This is a genomic window from Streptomyces sp. NBC_00104 (assembly GCF_045160825.1).
GTDB lineage: Bacteria > Actinomycetota > Actinomycetes > Streptomycetales > Streptomycetaceae > Streptomyces.
Genome location: NZ_CP108215.1, coordinates 4,869,817 through 4,885,702 on the forward strand (window position 1 = coordinate 4,869,817; position 15,886 = coordinate 4,885,702).

The window sequence follows — 15,886 nt, forward strand, 5'->3', positions numbered from 1 at the left end:
TGCGGTGACGGCCCGAACCGACTCGCGTGACCGACGCCCGCGCCGGACGGCGCGCAGGCGGGTCGTCGACACTTCCCGGCGGGAGGAACTCCTGCGCCAGGCCGAGGCGATCATCCTCGCCGAAGGCTTCACCGCGGTGACCATGGACGAGCTGGCCCAGCGGCTGGGGTGCTCCAAGGCGACGCTGTACAGCCTGGCCTCCACGAAGGAACAACTGGTACTGGCGGTCACCCGCGCCTTCTTCCGGGAGGCGACCGCCGAGATCGAGCAGGCTGTCCAGGCCGAGCACGACCCCCGGCAGCGGATCCGCGTCTACCTCGTCGGCGTCGGCACGGCCATGCGCCGGCATTCCCATGCCTTCTACGACGACATGGTCGGCTACGAACCGACCGCACAGATCTACCGCGCGAACTCCGCCGCCGCCGCGCAACGGGTCCACGAACTGATCGAGGAGGGCGTGCAGACCGGCGTTTTCCGCGCGCTCAACGGGCATTTCGCCGCCCAGGTCGTGGCAGTCACCATCGACGCCGTGCACTCCGGGACCCTGCTCGAACGCACCGGGCTGACCGCCGGGGACGCGTTCTCCCAGCTCGGCGACCTCCTTCTCGACGGCCTGTCAACGGCCTAGTCCGGCGCCCACCAGGACTTCCGCCGCCGACACCGGGAAGTGTCCGAGGAACGGCACCTCTCTGCGTCAAAGATCAGACGGTCCCGAACAGCTGCGAGCGCTCGGCGAGGCCATCACCACTGCGGCCGAGACGACTCGCGGGGCGAAGCCGGAGTCGATTCGGGTGGTGCTCACCGAGTGCGCTCCCGACATGTGGTTCGTCGGCGGAAGGACACTCGCTGCGGTGCGGGCTCCGGCACTCCCTGCGAGTGCGCGGCTTCGTCGATGCGGTCGTACCGACCCTCGCCGCGCCGCCTAGCGACCCTCGCTCTTCGCCTCGCCACCTGGAAGGCACGCCTCGATCACCCGGCGGGCGTCCGAACGATCTCCACCGGCGGGGTGCCCGCAGGGGCACGGTTCGTGAGACCTCAGCCACAGCCTGCCCCTGGGGCCTATGTCACTGGATACTGTTTCAGTGGCATAAATGCGACTGTGCCCGTTCCGGTCCTCTGAGCACCGCACGCCGACGTTGTCACCGATGACGGTTGTGGGGATGGGGCACGGCAGGGCTGCGCCCCGACTGCCCGCGACGAAGCGTGCTGCCACCGCCGAGAGGCGTCCCGGAAGGTCGATCACTCCGTGGCTGCCGCGGGAGTTACCGACAAATCGTCGTTCGTACGCGGCACCACGAGGCCCCCACGGGCCGCTCAACGCTTCGCGACGGCCGGCGCTGGGCACAGCGACGAATACGCCTGCTCGCGCGGGATCTGAACCGCGAAGCCGGCCTCGCTGGTCATGGCGGCCGGAGCCCCGACACAAGCGATCGCCATCGGGCCACCGGGGCCCTCGACGACATCGTTCGACTCACCTCGCGCAGGGCTGCACGACCTCAAGGGACTCCGCCGATGGGTCGGTGGACATCGCCGGACTCTTTGAGTGGGACGTAGGCAGACCATGGAAGGCGCGAACCGCCTGGTTCTTCGCCTGTGGCGTCAGCGAGGCGAGCGCAGCGCCGAAACCCCGCGGATTTCCCTGGCTGACTCACGGAACTCTGTCGAGAAGTCGCGTGGCGTGACGGACGGCGGCGATGGCGTGCCGGTCGTCGGTGGCGCGGGTGGCGACGGCGATCTCCAGGGGCGGTCCGTCGAGCGGGACGAACCGGACGTCCGGGTGTGGGTAGAAGCGGCCGGCGGCCTCGGCGTGCAGGGCTATGCGGCCGGTTGTCGCCACGGCTCCTGGTATGGCGGCGGGGTTGCGCAGGGCGCCACGGCTGTGAGATCCGCCGGCGGCGGGGCCGGACCATACTTCGAGCGCGGGATGGGCGAGGGCGGTAGGCAGCCACGGGCTGTCACTGAGGTCGGCCTCAGTCAGACGGTCGGCGTCGGCGAGAGGGGAGCGCGCGGGGACGACCACGACCCGGGGCATGGTCAGTGCGTGCTCGAAGACGAGCCCGTCGACGGGGCCGACGTACTGGACGATGCCCACGTCGACCCGGTGGCTGCGGACCGCTTCGTACTGGTCGGCCAGGTCCAGTTCGGCGTAGGAGAAGGCGATTTTGGGATCGTGTCCGTGCACCGCCGCAGTCAGGTCCGTCCAGCGTTCGGCGAGTCCGAATCCCAGGACGCCCAGCGTAAGGAGCTTTTCGTCGTCGGTGCGGCGGCGGTTTTGTTCGGTGAGGGAGTCCACGGTGCCGAGCAGGGCCCGTGCCTCGGCGATCAGCCGCTCTCCCTCAGGGGTGAGGGCCACCCGGCGGCTGGTGCGTGCGAAGAGCTGGGTGCCCAGTTCCCGTTCCAGCCGCTGGATATGGCGACCGAAGGGTTGGGGACTGATGTAGTGCCGCTGCGCGGCCCTGCCGAAGTGCAGTTCCTCCGCCAGTGTCACCGCGTAGCGGAGCGCCCGGATGTCCATCCCTGTGCCTCCGTGCCTCCCACTCCGTACCGCCCGTGCAGCCGGTGCTTCCGTCTACGTCAGCGGAGGTCGAGCCGTCAACCCCTCGGTCACGGCCGGTTCGCAACCATTTCGGCTGATGATCCCCGGCTTCCTCCTCTGGTGAGGTGAGTCCACGGGAGGCACTGCCTCTGTGGCTCGGATGACAAAGGAGTCATCATCATGGCTCGGCATCGCGTTGTGCTGCGCGGCGGCACCGTCCTCACCATGGATCCGCACCTGGGAAACCTGCCTCGAGGTGACGTGCTGATCGAGGACGGTGTGATCGCCGCGGTGGCACCGGACCTCTCCGTCGACGAGGCGGAGACGGTGGACGTCACGGGACACATCGTGGCACCCGGCATGATCGACACCCACCGGCACACCTGGCAGACGCAGCTGCGCGCCCTGTGCGCCGACTGGACCCTGGCGGACTACCTGTTCGGCATCCGGCTCGGCGTCTCACCGGCCTACCTCGCCGAAGACGTCCACCTGGGCAATCACCTCGGCGCCCTGGACGCCCTGAACTCCGGCGTCACCACGATCCTGGACTTCTCGCACTGCAACAACACACCCGAGCACGCCGACGCCGCGATCACCGGGCTGCGGGACGCGGGAATCCGCGCGGTGTTCGGCTACGGCTTCTTCGAGTCGAACCCGCTCCAGCCGCCGCACTTCACCGACCACGCCTTGCGCCTCGCGGACTTCCGGCGAGTCGCCGACACCCACTTCCCGAGCCGGGACGCACTGCTGACCCTCGGGGTGGCACTCACCGAGTACGGCACACTGCCGTTCGACACCACCCGCGCCGAGATCGCCGCCGCCCGCGAACGCGACGCGCTGATCGTCACGCACACCGGCTGCGTGTGGTCACTGCCGAGCGGCGTGCGCGAATTCGCCGCGGCGGGCCTGCTCGGACCGGACCAGGTCCACGTGCACTGCAACACCCTCACCGACGAGGAGTGGCGCCTGCTGGCCGACCACGGCGCCAAGCTGTCGATCTCGGTGGAGACCGAACTCAACATGGGCATGGGCCGCCCCGCCTTCGCAGCCGCCCGCCGGCACGGCATCAAACCGACCCTGTCCTGCGACATCGTCTCCCTCAACACCGGCGACCTGTTCACCCAGACCCGCATGGGCCTGGCCTTCCAACGCTGGGCCGACACCGAGAACCTCAACCTCGCAGGCGCGGACCCCACCACGGTGACCATCACCGCGCAGGAGGCACTGGCCTGGACCACCGTCAACGCGGCCGAGGCGATAGGACTCGATCACCGCATCGGCAGCCTCACCCCCGGCAAGCAGGCCGACATCATCGTGACCGGCGGGCCCGGCATGTCCCAGCACCCGCACCTCGACCCGGCCGGCACCCTCGTCTTCCAGACCACCCCCGCCGACGTCCGCCACGTCCTGGTCGCCGGCCGCTTCGCCAAGCGCGACGGCCGACTCACCGGCACTGACCTTCCGGCCCTGCTCGCACGGGCGGACGCCTCGGCCGAAACAGTCCTCGGTCGGCTCGCCGACGCCGGGCGTCCCCTGCCCGGCACCCCTCCGGAGGGCTGGGGCCTCATCGCCCGTATGTCGGCGGAACTTCAAGCGACCCCCGAGCACCAGCAGCCCGGAAAGTAGTCATGCGCTTCGTCACCTACACCGAAAACGACGGCGACGGCGACGGCGACGGCGTACTCGACACCGACGACCTCGTCCACGCGCTCCCACCCGGTATCCGTCTCATCGACCTGCTCGACGACCCGCAGCGACTGCACAACGCCGCAGACAACGCGCTGCGCGATCCCCGCGCCGTGCACCCCTACGCCTCGCTCAGGCTGCGGGCACCGATTCCCCAGCCACCGACCGTGCGGGACTTCATGACCTTCGAGAGCCACATCGAGGGCGTGGCCAGGCTCGGCGGACCAGAGGCAGGACCGCCCGAGCAGTGGTACGAGGCGCCAGCCTTCTACTTCACCAACCCCTACTCCATCCACGGCCCGCGGGACGACGTGCGCATCCCGCCCGGCTGCACACGCTTCGACTTCGAACTCGAGGTCGCCGCCGTGATCGGGCGAGGTGGCCAGGACCTGAGCGTCGACGAGGCCGAGTCCCACATCGCCGGATACGTCCTCATGAACGACTGGTCCGCGCGCGACCTGCAATTCACGGAAATGCAGGTCCGCCTCGGCCCCGCAAAGGGCAAGGACAGCGCCACCACGTTCGGCCCGGTGTTCGTCACCCCCGACGAACTCGAGCCCTACCGAGCGGGCAACGCCTACAACCTGCGGATGACGGCCGCCGTCAACGGCACCGTCGTCGGCCAGGACGTGTGGAGCAACATGGCCTTCAGCTACGCCCAGATGATCGCCTACGCCTCGCGGGGCACCGAGGTCCGCACCGGTGACATGCTCGGTTCCGGGACCTGCGGCGGCGGCTGCCTGGCCGAACTGTGGGGACGCCGCGGACTCGACGCCCACCCTCCCCTGGCCCCGGGGGGCACCGTCACCCTCAGCGTCGAGCACCTGGGCACCCAGACCTGTCGCGTGACCGAGCGTGCCGAGCGCCCCGTCGGCGATCTGCGGGCCACCTCGCACCCGAACGCCCTCGCACCCCAAGGAGGCCACCGATGACCCCCGCCCAGAGCCCGGCACCGGACGCGGCAGGCACCGCCCACGCCGTGGCCCTGAGGTTCCCGACTTGTATTGGCCGTAGCGGAGCGCGGTCGGGTTGGCCGCTCGTAGCGTTCCGTCAGGACGCTGGGTTGGATGGCTCGTGAGGTTCCTGCCGCCCTTCTGGGGCTGGCCCGCTCGGGGTGTGCCGCCGGCCCGGTGTCCGGCCACGGTCTGACTCAACAGAGGCGTGTCCCGGCAGCGGTTCCCGAAGTCGGCGTGTCGGCCGTGGACGTCCTGTCGTCCGGCCGTGAGGAACGAACTCCCGTGATACTGCTCGGTGTTGACCCGCACAAGTCCACTCACACCGCCACCGCCGTCGACCCTGCCTCGAATCAGCAGGCGGGCTCGCTGAGGATCGACGCGAACCTGGCGGACTACCGGCGGCTCTTGACCTGGGGCCGCCGCTGGCCGCAGCGCAAGTGGGTGGTGGAGAACGCCAACGGGCTCGGCCGCCACCTGGCCCAGTGGCTCGTCGCCCGCGGCGAGACTGTCGTCGATGTACCCGCCTCGGCGACCAGCCGCGTCCGTCAACTCACCCGTGGCGGCGGCCGCAAGAACGACCGGATCGATGCTGCCGCCGCGGCCACGGCTCACATCCACGGAGACGGGCGTGAGGTGAACGCGGACGATCACACCACGGCCCTGGCCCTGCTCGACGAACGACGCGTCAACCTCGCCCAGGCCCGGGTCCGCACCGTCAACCAGCTGCACGCCGTGCTGCGTGACCTGCTGCCCGGCGGGGCTCCGCCTCAGCTGTCGGCGGACCAGGCCGCCATGCTGCTGCGCACGGTCCGCCCCGCCGGCGACGTCGAAAAGATCCGCAGGGACCTAGCCCGTGACCTGGTCACGGAGATCCGGGCGCTGGACAAGCGGCTGGCGGAGAACGCCGTACGCATGGAGGAACTGGTCGAGTCCTCGGGCAGCACGCTGATGAACACGCCCGGCGTCGGGCCGGTGCTGGCGGCACGGCTCGTCGGCCGCGTCGGGCGCGCCAGCCGGTTCGCCACTGCGGCGGCGTTCGCGAACTACACCGGCGTCGCCCCGGTCGAGATCGCCAGCGCGGACAAGGCCCGCCACCGGCTCTCACGCTCCGGCGACCGTCAGCTCAACTCCGTTCTCCACACCATCGCCGTCACTCAGATCAGGATGCCGAAGGCCCCAGGGCATGCCTACTACCAGCGGAAACTCTCCGAAGGGAAGACACCGAGGGAAGCCAAACGCTGCCTGAAACGCCGCCTTGCCGACCATGTGTGGCGCGTCATGATCGCCGATGAGCGAAAGTCCAAGCACCGTCTGGCTCAAGCTACTTGACAGGACACAGAGGCACCCCGAGATGCGGGGAAAGGTGACAGCAGGTCAGATGGGTCTCATGAGAGGAGCCCAGACGATGCCTGCCCCGAGGAAGTACCCGCTGGAGTTGCGCGAGCGTGCGGTACGGATGTACCGGACCGCCGAGCCGAAGCCCGTGATCCGCCGCATGGCCGAGGAACTCGGCGTGCATCACGAAGCCCTGCGGAACTGGATCCGGCAGGCTGAGGCCGACGCCGGCGAGCGGGATGACCTGCTCACCACCGAAGAGAAGAACGAGCTCGCCCAGCTGCGGCGCGAGGTGCGGGACCTGCGCCGGGCGAACGAGGTCCTGCGGACGGCCTCGGCTTTTTTCGCCGCGCAGCTCGACCCGACCCGGCCCAGGTGAGAACGCTCCTCGACGAGCACCCGCACCTGGGGGTCGAGCCCGTACTGCGGGAACTGCACATCCCCTCCTCCACCTACTACCGCTGGCGCCAGGCCGAGAAGGACCCCTGCGAACGGATCCGCCAGGACACCGAGCTGACCGGACAGATCCGGCAGATCCACCAGGACTCCGGCGGTATCTACGGATCGCCCAGGATCCATGCCGTCCTGAAGCGCGAGGGTGTCCACGTCGGCCGCAAGCGGGTCGAGCGGCTCATGCGCCAAGCAGGCCTGGCCGGGATCAGCCCCCGCAGGAGCAAGGGCTTCACCCGCCGCGACCCGGACGCCGACCCTGCTCCTGACCTGGTGCAACGCGACTTCACGGCACACGCGCCGAACAGGCTGTGGGTCACCGACCTGACCATGATCCCCACCCTGGAGGGGCCCCTGTGGCTGTCGGCGATCCGCGATGCCTTCTCCCGCAGAGTCGTGGCCTGGGAGACCTCCGCCCGCGCGGACGCCGACCTGGTCCTCACCTCCCTCGAGTACGCGCTGGCCAGCCGCGAGGTCGCCCCTGGCAAACTCGTCCACCACGCCGATCACGGCACGCAAGGCGGATTCAATCGGTCGTCGCAACACCTTGATCATGGAGGTGCCCGATGGGGCGTCCGGCAGGGTGGACGACGGCGGTTACGGGGCGTCCGGCGATGCGCTCGCCAGGCAAGCCGCCGGTCCGCAGGGAGGTGGAACGCGCCTTCTGGAAGAAGATCGCCGAAGGGCTGACCAGTGAGGACGCGGCGATCGCATGCGGTGTGTCGGGACCGGTCGGCTCACGCTGGTTCAGGGAACGTGGCGGAATGCCGTCGATCCAGCTTGACCCGGTTTCGGGCCGATATCTCTCCTTCGAGGAGCGCGAGGACATCGCGCTGCTGAAGGCCCAGGATGCCGGGGTCCGTGAGATCGCCCGCCAGCTGGGCAGGGACCCGTCAACGATCTCGCGGGAACTGCGGCGCAACGCCGCCACGCGCTGCGGGCAGCTCACATACCGGGCCTCGGTCGCGCAGTGGAAGGCCGAACTGGCCGCGCAGCGGCCGAAGACGTCCAAGCTGGCCGGCAACGAGCGGCTGCGCGAGTACGTTCAGGACCGCCTTGCCGGAGAGCTCCGTCACCCGGACGGCACGCCGGTGCCGGGACCCACGGCTCCGCGGTGGAAGGGACGGAACAAGCCCAGGCGCCAGGACCGCCGTTGGGCCACCTCGTGGAGCCCTCAGCAGATCTCCCACCGGCTGACGGCCGACTTCCCCGATGATGAGTCCATGCGCATCTCGCACGAGGCGATCTACCAGGCCCTCTACATCCAGGGCCGTGGCGCGCTGAAGCGTGAGCTCGTCGCCTGCCTGCGCACCGGCCGGGCACTGCGGGTGCCCCGGGCCCGGACCGCCGGCCGGGGGAAGAAGTTCGTGACCGAGGAGGTGCTCATCAGCCAGCGGCCCGCCGAGGCGGAAGACCGGGCGGTTCCCGGGCACTGGGAGGGAGACCTCATCATCGGCCTCAACAGCTCCGCTATCGGCACCCTGGTGGAACGCACCAGCAGGTTCACGATGCTGCTGCATCTGCCGCCCATGCCCGGCCATGGCGGCCCACGGGCCAAGAACGGTCCCGCGCTGGCCGGTCACGGAGCCGAGGCCGTACGGGAAGCTCTCGCGGAGGCGATCACCGACCTGCCCGCCCAGCTCCGCAAGTCCCTGACCTGGGACCAGGGTTCGGAGCTGGCGCAACACGCCCAGCTCCGTATCGACACAGGTCTGGAGATCTACTTCGCCGACCCGCACAGCCCCTGGCAGCGAGGAACGAACGAGAACACCAACGGCCTGCTGCGGCAGTACTTCCCGAAGGGCACCGATCTCGGCAGGCACTCCCGCCAGGACCTCGCGGCCGTCGCTGCGGCCCTCAACAGCCGACCCCGCAAGACCCTTGACTGGAAGACGCCCGCCGAGGCTCTCGACAGTCACCTACCATCAGCACAAAGCGGAAGTGTTGCGACGACTCCTTGAACCTGAGCAATACACGTCTGTCAAGCTCACAACACGCCTGGTCAGAGCAGGAGTTCAGGCGTCCATGGGCTCGGTCGGCGACTCCTTCGACAATGCCCTGGCGGAGAACCTGTGGATGCTGATCAAGACCGAGTGCATCCGCGGCCGCGTCTTCGCCACCAGGGCCGAGGCGAATCTCGCGCTCTTCGAGTACATCGACGGCTTCTATAACCCCCGCCGCATCCAGAAGCGCCTCGGCTACCTCAGCCCCATCGAGTACGAAGAGAAGCACTACGCCGACCAGGCAGCGACCGAACCAGTGAACCTGAAACCACGTCAACCCGCCCTGACCTGCTAGTCAGCCACTCCCGCGCAGCGGGGGAACCTCACCCCGGCGTGTACGCCTGGATACAGCACGACGGCTCCTGGTGGATCAACAACGCCGGGTTCGTCACCACCGACGACCACACCGTCCTCATCGACACCTGCGCCACCGAGAACCGCACCCGGGACCTACTGGGCGCCGTCGGCCGGGCGGCACCGGGCACACCGATCCGCTACCTGGTCAACACCCACCTGCACGGCGACCACACCCACGGCAACAGCCTGCTGCCCCGCACCACGGTGGTCATCGCGCACGAGGCGACCCGCGAAGGCATCCTGGCCGACACCGTCATCGACGGCTGCCCGCCGATCTGGCAGCCCGTGCCCGACTGGGGCGCGGTCACCCGGCGTGCCCCGGATCTCACCATCCGCACAGCACTCACCCTGCACAGCGACAGCCATCCGGTCGAACTCCACCACCCCGGCCATCCCGCGCACACCAGCGGCGACCTGATCGCCTGGCTCCCAGAACAACGCGTGCTGTTCGCCGGAGACCTGCTCTTCCACCGCGTCACCCCGCTGGTGTTCATGGGCTCCCTGGACGGCGCCCTGCGCACCCTGGCCTGGATCGCCTCCTTCGCCCCCGAACACGTGGTACCGGGCCACGGCCCCGTCATCGACGCACACGCCCTGCCGACGGTGCTCGACCAGCACCGCGCCTACTACCGACTCGTACTCGCCACCGCCCAGGCCGGCCTGCGCGACGGCCTCACACCCCTGCAAGCGGCGCGCACCTGCCACCTCGGCCCATTCGCCGACCTGCCCGACGCGGAACGCATCGTCCTCAACCTGCACCGCGCCTACGCCGACACCACCGGCCACCCCTTCGACCTGCCCCAGGCATTCACCGACGCGATCACCTACAACTCGGGTCCCCTGCACACCCAGGTCTGACCAGCCTCGGCCTACCTCACGAAGCGCGCATCGTGAAATGGGTGCGGCTCCGCACCCTTGCAGCATTCCGGCCCTGCGTGCCGGGCTGGCTACCGCACCAGCAAAATGTGAGTTCCGGCCTGCGCCCATCACAGAGACCCCCTCCCTCCACGAACAAGGGGACGGCTTGTCATGCCGGACGCCGCGAGGCAGCGCCAAGTGGCCCCACGAACTGACCCAGGGAACAGAACGGTCCAACCGCTCTCGACTCCTGCCCTCTCAACGCCCACCACTCATTCGCTGCAAGCCACAGAAACAGCAGGTCAGAGGCGTTCAAGCTCGCCGCGCCGCTATCCTGCCCCTATACAGGGGACCCTCGCTCGCGCGCATCCGCTACGCTGTCCCTGGTCAGCCATTGGTACGTGGCGTTGTCTGCTCAGGTGACCCGGCGGAGAGCGTTGCACCACGTCTGACCAGCGGGCTTGTACTCCGCGTCGAAGATCCACGCCCTGGATTTTCGACAAGGTTTTCTACAAGCCCCTGCCTTCGTAGCTCAGGGGATAGAGCACCGCTCTCCTAAAGCGGGTGTCGCAGGTTCGAATCCTGCCGGGGGCACAGAGAAACACCTGGTCAGAGGCCCTTCCGCCCATCGGGCGGGAGGGCCTCTGTGCCTGCAGCACATATATGGCACACATGCCGTGGGTGCGGACGGTGGGGAGCTGTGCAGGATGCCCGTCAAGGATGAGCTGGCTCGACGCCGGTACGAGAAGTTGATCGACCGACTTGAGTCGATGATGCGGGCCGTACTCAGGCCCGAGTACCAGGGTTACTACGGCCAGCTGATCCTGGGCAGCGACGATCTTGCGGAGATGGGCGAGCTCAAGGACGTCCGGCGCGCCGCTCGTGAGGCGGGGCGTCGTCTCGGCTGGAAGACGACCACCCATCTCGTTGGCGGCCGGCTCTTCATGCTCGACGAGCGAGGAGCGCCCGAGGAGATCGAGCGGCTGGCCGGGGATGCCGCCGCTGCTGCGATAGACCAGACCCGGCAGAAAGGTCATCGACCGCGCGGCTGACCTGATCCGAGGCGGACGCAAGGGCCACCCCACCGCGTGGTTCAAGGATTCCCTAATGATTCACCGGACAGATCAACGGGAAGCCCTGGCGCGAGCACATGGACTTCGGCGAGGCCCCGGAGCTGATGCGGCACCTGGGCACAGCAGCCACGATCATCTGTTTGTACTTGACCGGGATGCGCGGACAGGAGGTACAGGGTCTCCGGGCCGGCTGCTGTCCTGACCCCGAACCCGCCGCCGACGGCGCCTCGGGCAGGCACTTGATCCGAAGCCACCACTTCAAGAACGTCACCGACGATGACGGCAACCACATCTCCGCAGGCGAGGAACGAGCAGTTCCCTGGGTCGCCATCACCCCGGTCGTTCACGCCGTCCGCGTCCTGGAACGCATGGTTCCTGAGGGCGAGCTTCTGCTCAGTGCCGCTCACCACGACTTCGCCAGCCAGCGCAGTTACCACGGAGCCATCAAGAAGCACGGATTGCGCAGGCGGATCGAGAGCTTCGTACAGTTCGCGAATGATGAGGCACGGGCCCAAGGTCTCCTCGGCCAGATCATCCCCGAGGATCCGCACGGCGCGATCGGAGCGTCCCGGTTCAGAAGAACTCTGGCTTGGCACATCGCACGCCGTCCAGGCGGACTGATCGCGCTCGCGATCCAGTACGGGCACATGCGAACCGTCCTGGACGCCCGTGTCTCCAGCGGCTACGGCTCCCGCAGCCGCAGCGGGATCCACTCCGTCCTCGATGTCGAGACCGCCCTCGCCGCAGCCGACACCGCCGCCCATCTACGCGAACGCGTCGCTGCCGGCGAGAAGGTCTCCGGACCGGCGGCCCACCGAGCTCTTGCCGCCGCAGCCACCGCTCCACGCTTCGAGGGCCGCATTGTCCCCAAGACGTTCGCGAAGAAGGCCGCCGCCTTCCTCGCAAGGGATGGCGTCGTGCTCTTCGACAACCCCGACGCCTTTTTGATCTGCGCGTTCAAACGGGACAACGCGCTCTGCGCACCCGACCCCGGCGCGACCGCCCCAAAGCAGTACGACTGCCAGCCCGGCTGCGGAAACACAGTTCGCACCGACACGCACGCCCGTCAGTTGCGGGAGCGGGCCGAGGAGATCGACCAGCTGGCCGCCTCAACTCCGGGCCCACTTGGCAAGCGCCTGCGGGCCAACGCCGACCGTCTCCGGACCACCGCCGACGCCCACGACGCCACCGCCGAACCCTGCGAGACCCTCACATGAACCAGCAGCACCAGGACGAACGCGCCTGCATCCGCGAAGCCATGGACCGGCTCCTGACCGGACAAGCCACCTCCCCCAACGGCAGTCTCACCGTCGTCGCTCTGGCCGCCGAGGCCGGCGTCCATCGCATGGCCATCATGAGGCGGCACGCAGACCTGAAGAACGAGTTCTACGAACGCGTCCGCACGGAGACCCGGCAGGTCCCGGAGCCGGAGAGACGGCTCCGGGAGACCGTCAATAAGCTCAAGGAAGCCGAACTGGAAGAACTCCGACAGTTGGTCACCACCCTGACCCTCGCCAGCGCCGTCCTCGTCAGCCGGACGGGCACGGAGGAACCGCTGTCCGGCTCCACCATCCCCATCAACGTACTGCCGTTCCGACCGCCTCAGCCCTAGTACGGCAGCCGCCGTTCGAGATCATGGCTGGAGTTCGAGGCTGAGTCGGCGGGTGTAGTGCGATCGTTTGGCGCGGAGTGGTGTTGCCGTCGCCATCCTGACCAGTGCAAACGGTGGATAAGGCCGAGGGCGGGTGCGATGAGGAACGCGTTGACAAGACGACGGAGGAACCGGTCGACAGCGACCCGCAAGACGACCGCCTTCTTGGCGGGCGCCAGGTCGGTGTTCACCGGCACCGCCCCCGTCATGTACCGGACAACGTGCACGAGTCGCGCATGATCACGCCGGGCGGCGGCGCTGGTAGTGATCGTCGCCGGTCGGCTCATGTACCGGATAATAGGCGGTTATCCGGTACACCCTCCAGCCGGCCGGAATCGATCATCAGTCGCCTTTGGACATGAAGTCCGGGCCGCCGTGCTCGATCGTGTCCCACATCGCCTGCAGCGTCTCGTCACTCTCCAGCTTGTGATCTTCGGGGCTTTATGGCGTCGAATCTTCGCCGCTAAGTGGAGTATTGGGGTGGCTGAGGGCGTCGATGACGGCGGCGCCGGCGTCCCAGGAGCGGCGCATCTGCTGCATCGTGTCGTCGAGTTGCTCCCATCGCGCCCTTCTGGAGCGCGAGCAGTTCGTCCTGGCGCACCTTGACGACAACGTCAGGCCCGCGCCACCGTGCCCGCGATCAGCGTGGCGACGGTGATTTCCAGGGTGGCGCGCAGGTCCAGGCGGAGCTCCGTCACGGTGGGGTCGGCTTCGTAGGCGGCGAGCACGTTGGCGGAGGGCCGGCAGTAGGGCGAAAGGGTGCCGGCCAGGATCACCGTCATCAAGGCCACCGTCCAGGCGCCATCGCCGACTTCGGGCACGTACTGGCGGATGAGGTCGGCCGTGGTCGTGATGCCGGCGATGGCTGACCTCTTGTGCCGCAGCACGACGTCGACGGACACGTTGTGCTCCAGCACATTGGCCTGGGCGTTGACGAGATCGAGCAGCACCCTCTGGCGTGCGAGGGACGCGCTGAGTACCGCGGCCACCTGGTCGCCGCGTTCACGCGCCGACAGGTGTGGGTCGACACCCTTGGCCAGTTCGTCCGGCACCTGCGCCAGCCATCTCTCCATGGCGCGCACGAGCAGCTCGAACAGCACCGCCTCACGGGACTCGAAGTACCGCAGCACGTTCGACTTGGCCAGCCCGACCCGCCGGCTCAGCTCGTTGAGGCTCATGTCGGCCACCGGCATCTCGTCGAGCATCGCCGTCGCCGTGTCCAGGATCGTCTGGCGCCGGATCTCGCGCTGCTCCTTGCTGCGTGCTCGCTGGAATGTCATGCACCCCAGTTTACAAACCAGCGGTCTCTTGACAGCGGACCGGCGGTCTCTTACTGTCGAGGCCACAAGAGACCACCGGTCTATAGGGAGACTGACATGAAGTGGACCGAGCGTGACATCCCCGAGCAGAAGGGGCGGGTGGCGGTCGTGACCGGCGCCAACACCGGCCTGGGTTTTGAAACCGCCCGTGCTCTGGCGGAACACGGGGCGACGGTGGTGCTGGCCGTGCGGGACGTCGAGAAGGGCAGGCAGGCAGCCGCCCGCATATCCGGCGACGTCACCGTGCAGGAGCTGGACCTGACGTCACTGGAGTCGGTCCGCGCCGCCGCGGCCGACCTGCACGGCACACACAGGGGGATCGACCTGCTGATCAACAACGCCGGTGTGATGCAGCCGCCGAAGCAGACCACCCGCGACGGGTTCGAGCTGCAGTTCGGCACCAACCACCTCGGGCACTTCGCGTTCACCGGGCTGGTGCTGGACATGCTGCTGCCCGTGCAGGGCTCGCGGGTGGTGACGGTCAGCAGCCTCGCCCACCGCATGCGGGCCGCCATCCGCTTCGACGACCTGCAGTCGGAGCGGGACTACAGCCGCGTCGCGGCCTACGGGCAGTCGAAGCTGGCGAACCTGATGTTCACCTACGAACTGCAACGCCGCCTCGGCTCGCTCAGCACCACGATCTCGGTGGCCGCACACCCGGGTCTGGCCAATACCGACCTGGTGCGCAACCTCCCCGCCGCGATGCGGGTGATCGCCCCCGTGATCGGGCCCTTGATGAGCCAGAAGCCGGAGATGGGCGCCCTGCCGACCCTGCGCGCGGCCACCGACCCCGCCGTCCGCGGCGGCCAGTACTACGGCCCCGACCGGATGGGCGAGTCCCGAGGACACCCGAAGGTCGTCGAGTCCAGTCCGGAGTCGCACGACCGGACCGTCCAGCAACGCCTGTGGACGGTCTCCGAGGACCTCACCGGTGTGAAGTTCCCGGTCTGAGCGCTGTCCCGTACATGCGGTAGCCGCCGTCCGCGATGACCGTTGCCCTGCCGACGGCGTCCTTCGTGCCGGACAGTTCCCACCCTCAGCCCACCCGACCACGATCGCCACGTCGAGTCGTGCCTGCTCGGCCTCTGCGACGTCGATGAACGGGCCGACGTCTGGGAGACCGGTTCTGCGGTAGGGGTTCACTGTCGGGGCTCAAGCGATCAAGACATATCTTGCAGTTGAACATTCAACCAATCGTGGAGAAGTCCTGATGAACATACTTTTGTGGATCCTTGCGGGCGTGCTCGCGGCGATATTTCTGGCCGTCGGTCTGATGACGGTGCTCCGGCCGAAGGAGAAGCTGGCTGCAGCCGGCTTGGGCTGGGTCGAGGGCGTCAATCCCGTCGCCGTCAAGGCGATCGGGGCTTTGGAGGTGCTTGCCGCAGTCGGTCTGACCCTGCCCGCACTCGTGGACATCGCTCCCATTCTGGTGCCGCTGGCCGCGACCGGCCTGATCGCGCTCATGATCGGTGCCGCGATCACCCATGCCCGCCAGAAGGAAACCCCGGCGATCATGCTCAATCTGGTGCTGCTGGCGATGGCCGCAGTCGTGGCGTGGGGACGATTCGGCCCGCATTCCTTCTGAACGCGTCTGCCTGTCGAATCCAGCTATGCCATCCCGGTTCGATGTCGATGAGCGGGTCGACGTCTGGGAGACCGGTT

The 15,886-nt window shown here is 68.3% G+C and carries 19 protein-coding genes, 1 tRNA gene and 1 pseudogene; 16 read left to right on the forward strand and 5 right to left on the reverse strand.

From position 1 onward, the window contains the following. Positions 1-4 precede the first annotated feature (4 nt). Both OG272_RS21295 and OG272_RS21300 read left to right on the forward strand, forming a co-directional pair. A complete protein-coding gene (locus OG272_RS21295; protein ID WP_405894491.1) occupies positions 5-628 on the forward strand; it encodes a TetR/AcrR family transcriptional regulator in 624 nt (207 codons plus the stop codon). A 61-nt stretch (positions 629-689) separates the two neighbouring features. Further along, positions 690-926, forward strand: a complete 237-nt coding sequence (locus tag OG272_RS21300; protein WP_405896049.1) for a 4-oxalocrotonate tautomerase family protein — start codon at positions 690-692, stop codon at positions 924-926. A 722-nt stretch (positions 927-1,648) separates the two neighbouring features. Here OG272_RS21300 and OG272_RS21305 read toward each other — a convergent pair. Next, complete coding sequence (locus tag OG272_RS21305; RefSeq protein ID WP_405894492.1) at positions 1,649-2,515, reverse strand: LysR family transcriptional regulator; 867 nt, start codon at positions 2,513-2,515, stop codon at positions 1,649-1,651. Between the two features lie 201 nt (positions 2,516-2,716). Here OG272_RS21305 and OG272_RS21310 point away from each other — a divergent pair, with 201 nt between their 5' ends. The 10 genes from OG272_RS21310 (at position 2,717) to OG272_RS21355 (ending at position 11,233) form a co-directional block, all read left to right on the forward strand. Then, the gene (locus tag OG272_RS21310; protein ID WP_405894493.1) at positions 2,717-4,162 is read left to right on the forward strand and encodes an amidohydrolase family protein; all 1,446 of its coding nucleotides are present in this window, start codon (positions 2,717-2,719) and stop codon (positions 4,160-4,162) included. 2 nt (positions 4,163-4,164) lie between these two features. Beyond that, positions 4,165-5,154 carry a fumarylacetoacetate hydrolase family protein gene (locus OG272_RS21315; RefSeq protein ID WP_405894494.1) on the forward strand — a complete coding sequence of 330 codons (990 nt, stop codon included), beginning with the start codon at positions 4,165-4,167 and terminating at the stop codon, positions 5,152-5,154. A 306-nt stretch (positions 5,155-5,460) separates the two neighbouring features. Continuing rightward, positions 5,461-6,507, forward strand: a complete 1,047-nt coding sequence (locus tag OG272_RS21320; RefSeq protein ID WP_405894495.1) for an IS110 family transposase — start codon at positions 5,461-5,463, stop codon at positions 6,505-6,507. Between the two features lie 76 nt (positions 6,508-6,583). Continuing rightward, positions 6,584-6,892: a transposase gene (locus OG272_RS21325; RefSeq protein WP_030053558.1), complete on the forward strand. Its 309-nt coding sequence runs from the start codon at positions 6,584-6,586 to the stop codon at positions 6,890-6,892. Then, on the forward strand, positions 6,889-7,653 hold the full coding sequence (locus OG272_RS21330; protein ID WP_405894496.1) for an IS3 family transposase: 765 nt from the start codon (positions 6,889-6,891) through the stop codon (positions 7,651-7,653). The genes OG272_RS21325 and OG272_RS21330 overlap by 4 nt, the downstream gene beginning before the upstream one ends. Continuing rightward, on the forward strand, positions 7,578-8,924 hold the full coding sequence (locus OG272_RS21335) for an IS30 family transposase (RefSeq protein ID WP_405894497.1): 1,347 nt from the start codon (positions 7,578-7,580) through the stop codon (positions 8,922-8,924). The genes OG272_RS21330 and OG272_RS21335 overlap by 76 nt, the downstream gene beginning before the upstream one ends. Further along, on the forward strand, positions 8,905-9,261 hold the full coding sequence (locus OG272_RS21340) for a transposase (RefSeq protein WP_405894498.1): 357 nt from the start codon (positions 8,905-8,907) through the stop codon (positions 9,259-9,261). Before OG272_RS21335 ends, OG272_RS21340 begins: the two co-directional genes overlap by 20 nt. A gap of 38 nt (positions 9,262-9,299) precedes the next feature. Then, positions 9,300-10,181, forward strand: coding sequence for an MBL fold metallo-hydrolase (locus OG272_RS21345; RefSeq protein ID WP_405894499.1), 882 nt, complete (start codon positions 9,300-9,302; stop codon positions 10,179-10,181). A 521-nt stretch (positions 10,182-10,702) separates the two neighbouring features. Next, positions 10,703-10,775 (forward strand) — tRNA-Arg (locus tag OG272_RS21350). Positions 10,776-10,888: 113 nt separating this feature from the next. Then, positions 10,889-11,233: a hypothetical protein gene (locus tag OG272_RS21355; RefSeq protein WP_328735975.1), complete on the forward strand. Its 345-nt coding sequence runs from the start codon at positions 10,889-10,891 to the stop codon at positions 11,231-11,233. 41 nt (positions 11,234-11,274) lie between these two features. Here OG272_RS21355 and OG272_RS21360 read toward each other — a convergent pair whose 3' ends face one another. Next, entirely contained in the window at positions 11,275-11,901 is a 627-nt protein-coding gene (locus OG272_RS21360; protein ID WP_405894500.1) for a hypothetical protein, read from the reverse strand. Between OG272_RS21360 and OG272_RS21365 the strand changes: the two genes are divergently transcribed. Further along, positions 11,902-12,471 (forward strand): hypothetical protein, encoded by a 570-nt coding sequence (locus tag OG272_RS21365; protein WP_405894501.1) that lies wholly within the window; start codon positions 11,902-11,904, stop codon positions 12,469-12,471. Continuing rightward, positions 12,468-12,866: a hypothetical protein gene (locus OG272_RS21370; RefSeq protein ID WP_405894502.1), complete on the forward strand. Its 399-nt coding sequence runs from the start codon at positions 12,468-12,470 to the stop codon at positions 12,864-12,866. The genes OG272_RS21365 and OG272_RS21370 overlap by 4 nt, the downstream gene beginning before the upstream one ends. On the opposite strand, the gene OG272_RS21375 is transcribed toward OG272_RS21370, so the two are convergent. Next, entirely contained in the window at positions 12,863-13,192 is a 330-nt protein-coding gene (locus tag OG272_RS21375; RefSeq protein WP_405894503.1) for a hypothetical protein, read from the reverse strand. The genes OG272_RS21370 and OG272_RS21375 overlap by 4 nt on opposite strands. A gap of 327 nt (positions 13,193-13,519) precedes the next feature. Then, complete coding sequence (locus OG272_RS21380) at positions 13,520-14,185, reverse strand: TetR family transcriptional regulator (RefSeq protein ID WP_405894504.1); 666 nt, start codon at positions 14,183-14,185, stop codon at positions 13,520-13,522. A 96-nt stretch (positions 14,186-14,281) separates the two neighbouring features. On the opposite strand from OG272_RS21380, the gene OG272_RS21385 reads away from it, so the two are divergent. Beyond that, positions 14,282-15,175 carry an SDR family NAD(P)-dependent oxidoreductase gene (locus OG272_RS21385; protein WP_405894505.1) on the forward strand — a complete coding sequence of 298 codons (894 nt, stop codon included), beginning with the start codon at positions 14,282-14,284 and terminating at the stop codon, positions 15,173-15,175. Here the strand turns inward: OG272_RS21385 and OG272_RS21390 are convergent. Further along, positions 15,174-15,257 (reverse strand): annotated as a pseudogene (locus OG272_RS21390) (IS5/IS1182 family transposase); the annotation flags it as partial. The gene OG272_RS21385 and the pseudogene OG272_RS21390 sit on opposite strands and share 2 nt — an antisense overlap. 177 nt (positions 15,258-15,434) lie before the next feature. Between OG272_RS21390 and OG272_RS21395 the strand changes: the two are divergent. Next, the gene (locus OG272_RS21395; protein ID WP_405894506.1) at positions 15,435-15,809 is read left to right on the forward strand and encodes a DoxX family protein; all 375 of its coding nucleotides are present in this window, start codon (positions 15,435-15,437) and stop codon (positions 15,807-15,809) included. The last annotated feature ends 77 nt before the right edge of the window (positions 15,810-15,886 follow it).

Bases quoted from the DNA above. Each gene is read 5' to 3' on its own strand.
- OG272_RS21365 (WP_405894501.1), top strand. From the start codon at position 11,902: ATGCGAACCGTCCTGGACGCCCGTGTCTCCAGCGGCTACGGCTCCCGC.
- OG272_RS21380 (WP_405894504.1), bottom strand. From the start codon at position 14,185: ATGACATTCCAGCGAGCACGCAGCAAGGAGCAGCGCGAGATCCGGCGC.
- OG272_RS21395 (WP_405894506.1), top strand. From the start codon at position 15,435: ATGAACATACTTTTGTGGATCCTTGCGGGCGTGCTCGCGGCGATATTT.
- OG272_RS21325 (WP_030053558.1), top strand. From the start codon at position 6,584: ATGCCTGCCCCGAGGAAGTACCCGCTGGAGTTGCGCGAGCGTGCGGTA.
- OG272_RS21375 (WP_405894503.1), bottom strand. From the start codon at position 13,192: ATGAGCCGACCGGCGACGATCACTACCAGCGCCGCCGCCCGGCGTGAT.
- OG272_RS21370 (WP_405894502.1), top strand. From the start codon at position 12,468: ATGAACCAGCAGCACCAGGACGAACGCGCCTGCATCCGCGAAGCCATG.
- OG272_RS21335 (WP_405894497.1), top strand. From the start codon at position 7,578: ATGCGCTCGCCAGGCAAGCCGCCGGTCCGCAGGGAGGTGGAACGCGCC.
- OG272_RS21305 (WP_405894492.1), bottom strand. From the start codon at position 2,515: ATGGACATCCGGGCGCTCCGCTACGCGGTGACACTGGCGGAGGAACTG.
- OG272_RS21355 (WP_328735975.1), top strand. From the start codon at position 10,889: ATGCCCGTCAAGGATGAGCTGGCTCGACGCCGGTACGAGAAGTTGATC.
- OG272_RS21385 (WP_405894505.1), top strand. From the start codon at position 14,282: ATGAAGTGGACCGAGCGTGACATCCCCGAGCAGAAGGGGCGGGTGGCG.
- OG272_RS21315 (WP_405894494.1), top strand. From the start codon at position 4,165: ATGCGCTTCGTCACCTACACCGAAAACGACGGCGACGGCGACGGCGAC.
- OG272_RS21310 (WP_405894493.1), top strand. From the start codon at position 2,717: ATGGCTCGGCATCGCGTTGTGCTGCGCGGCGGCACCGTCCTCACCATG.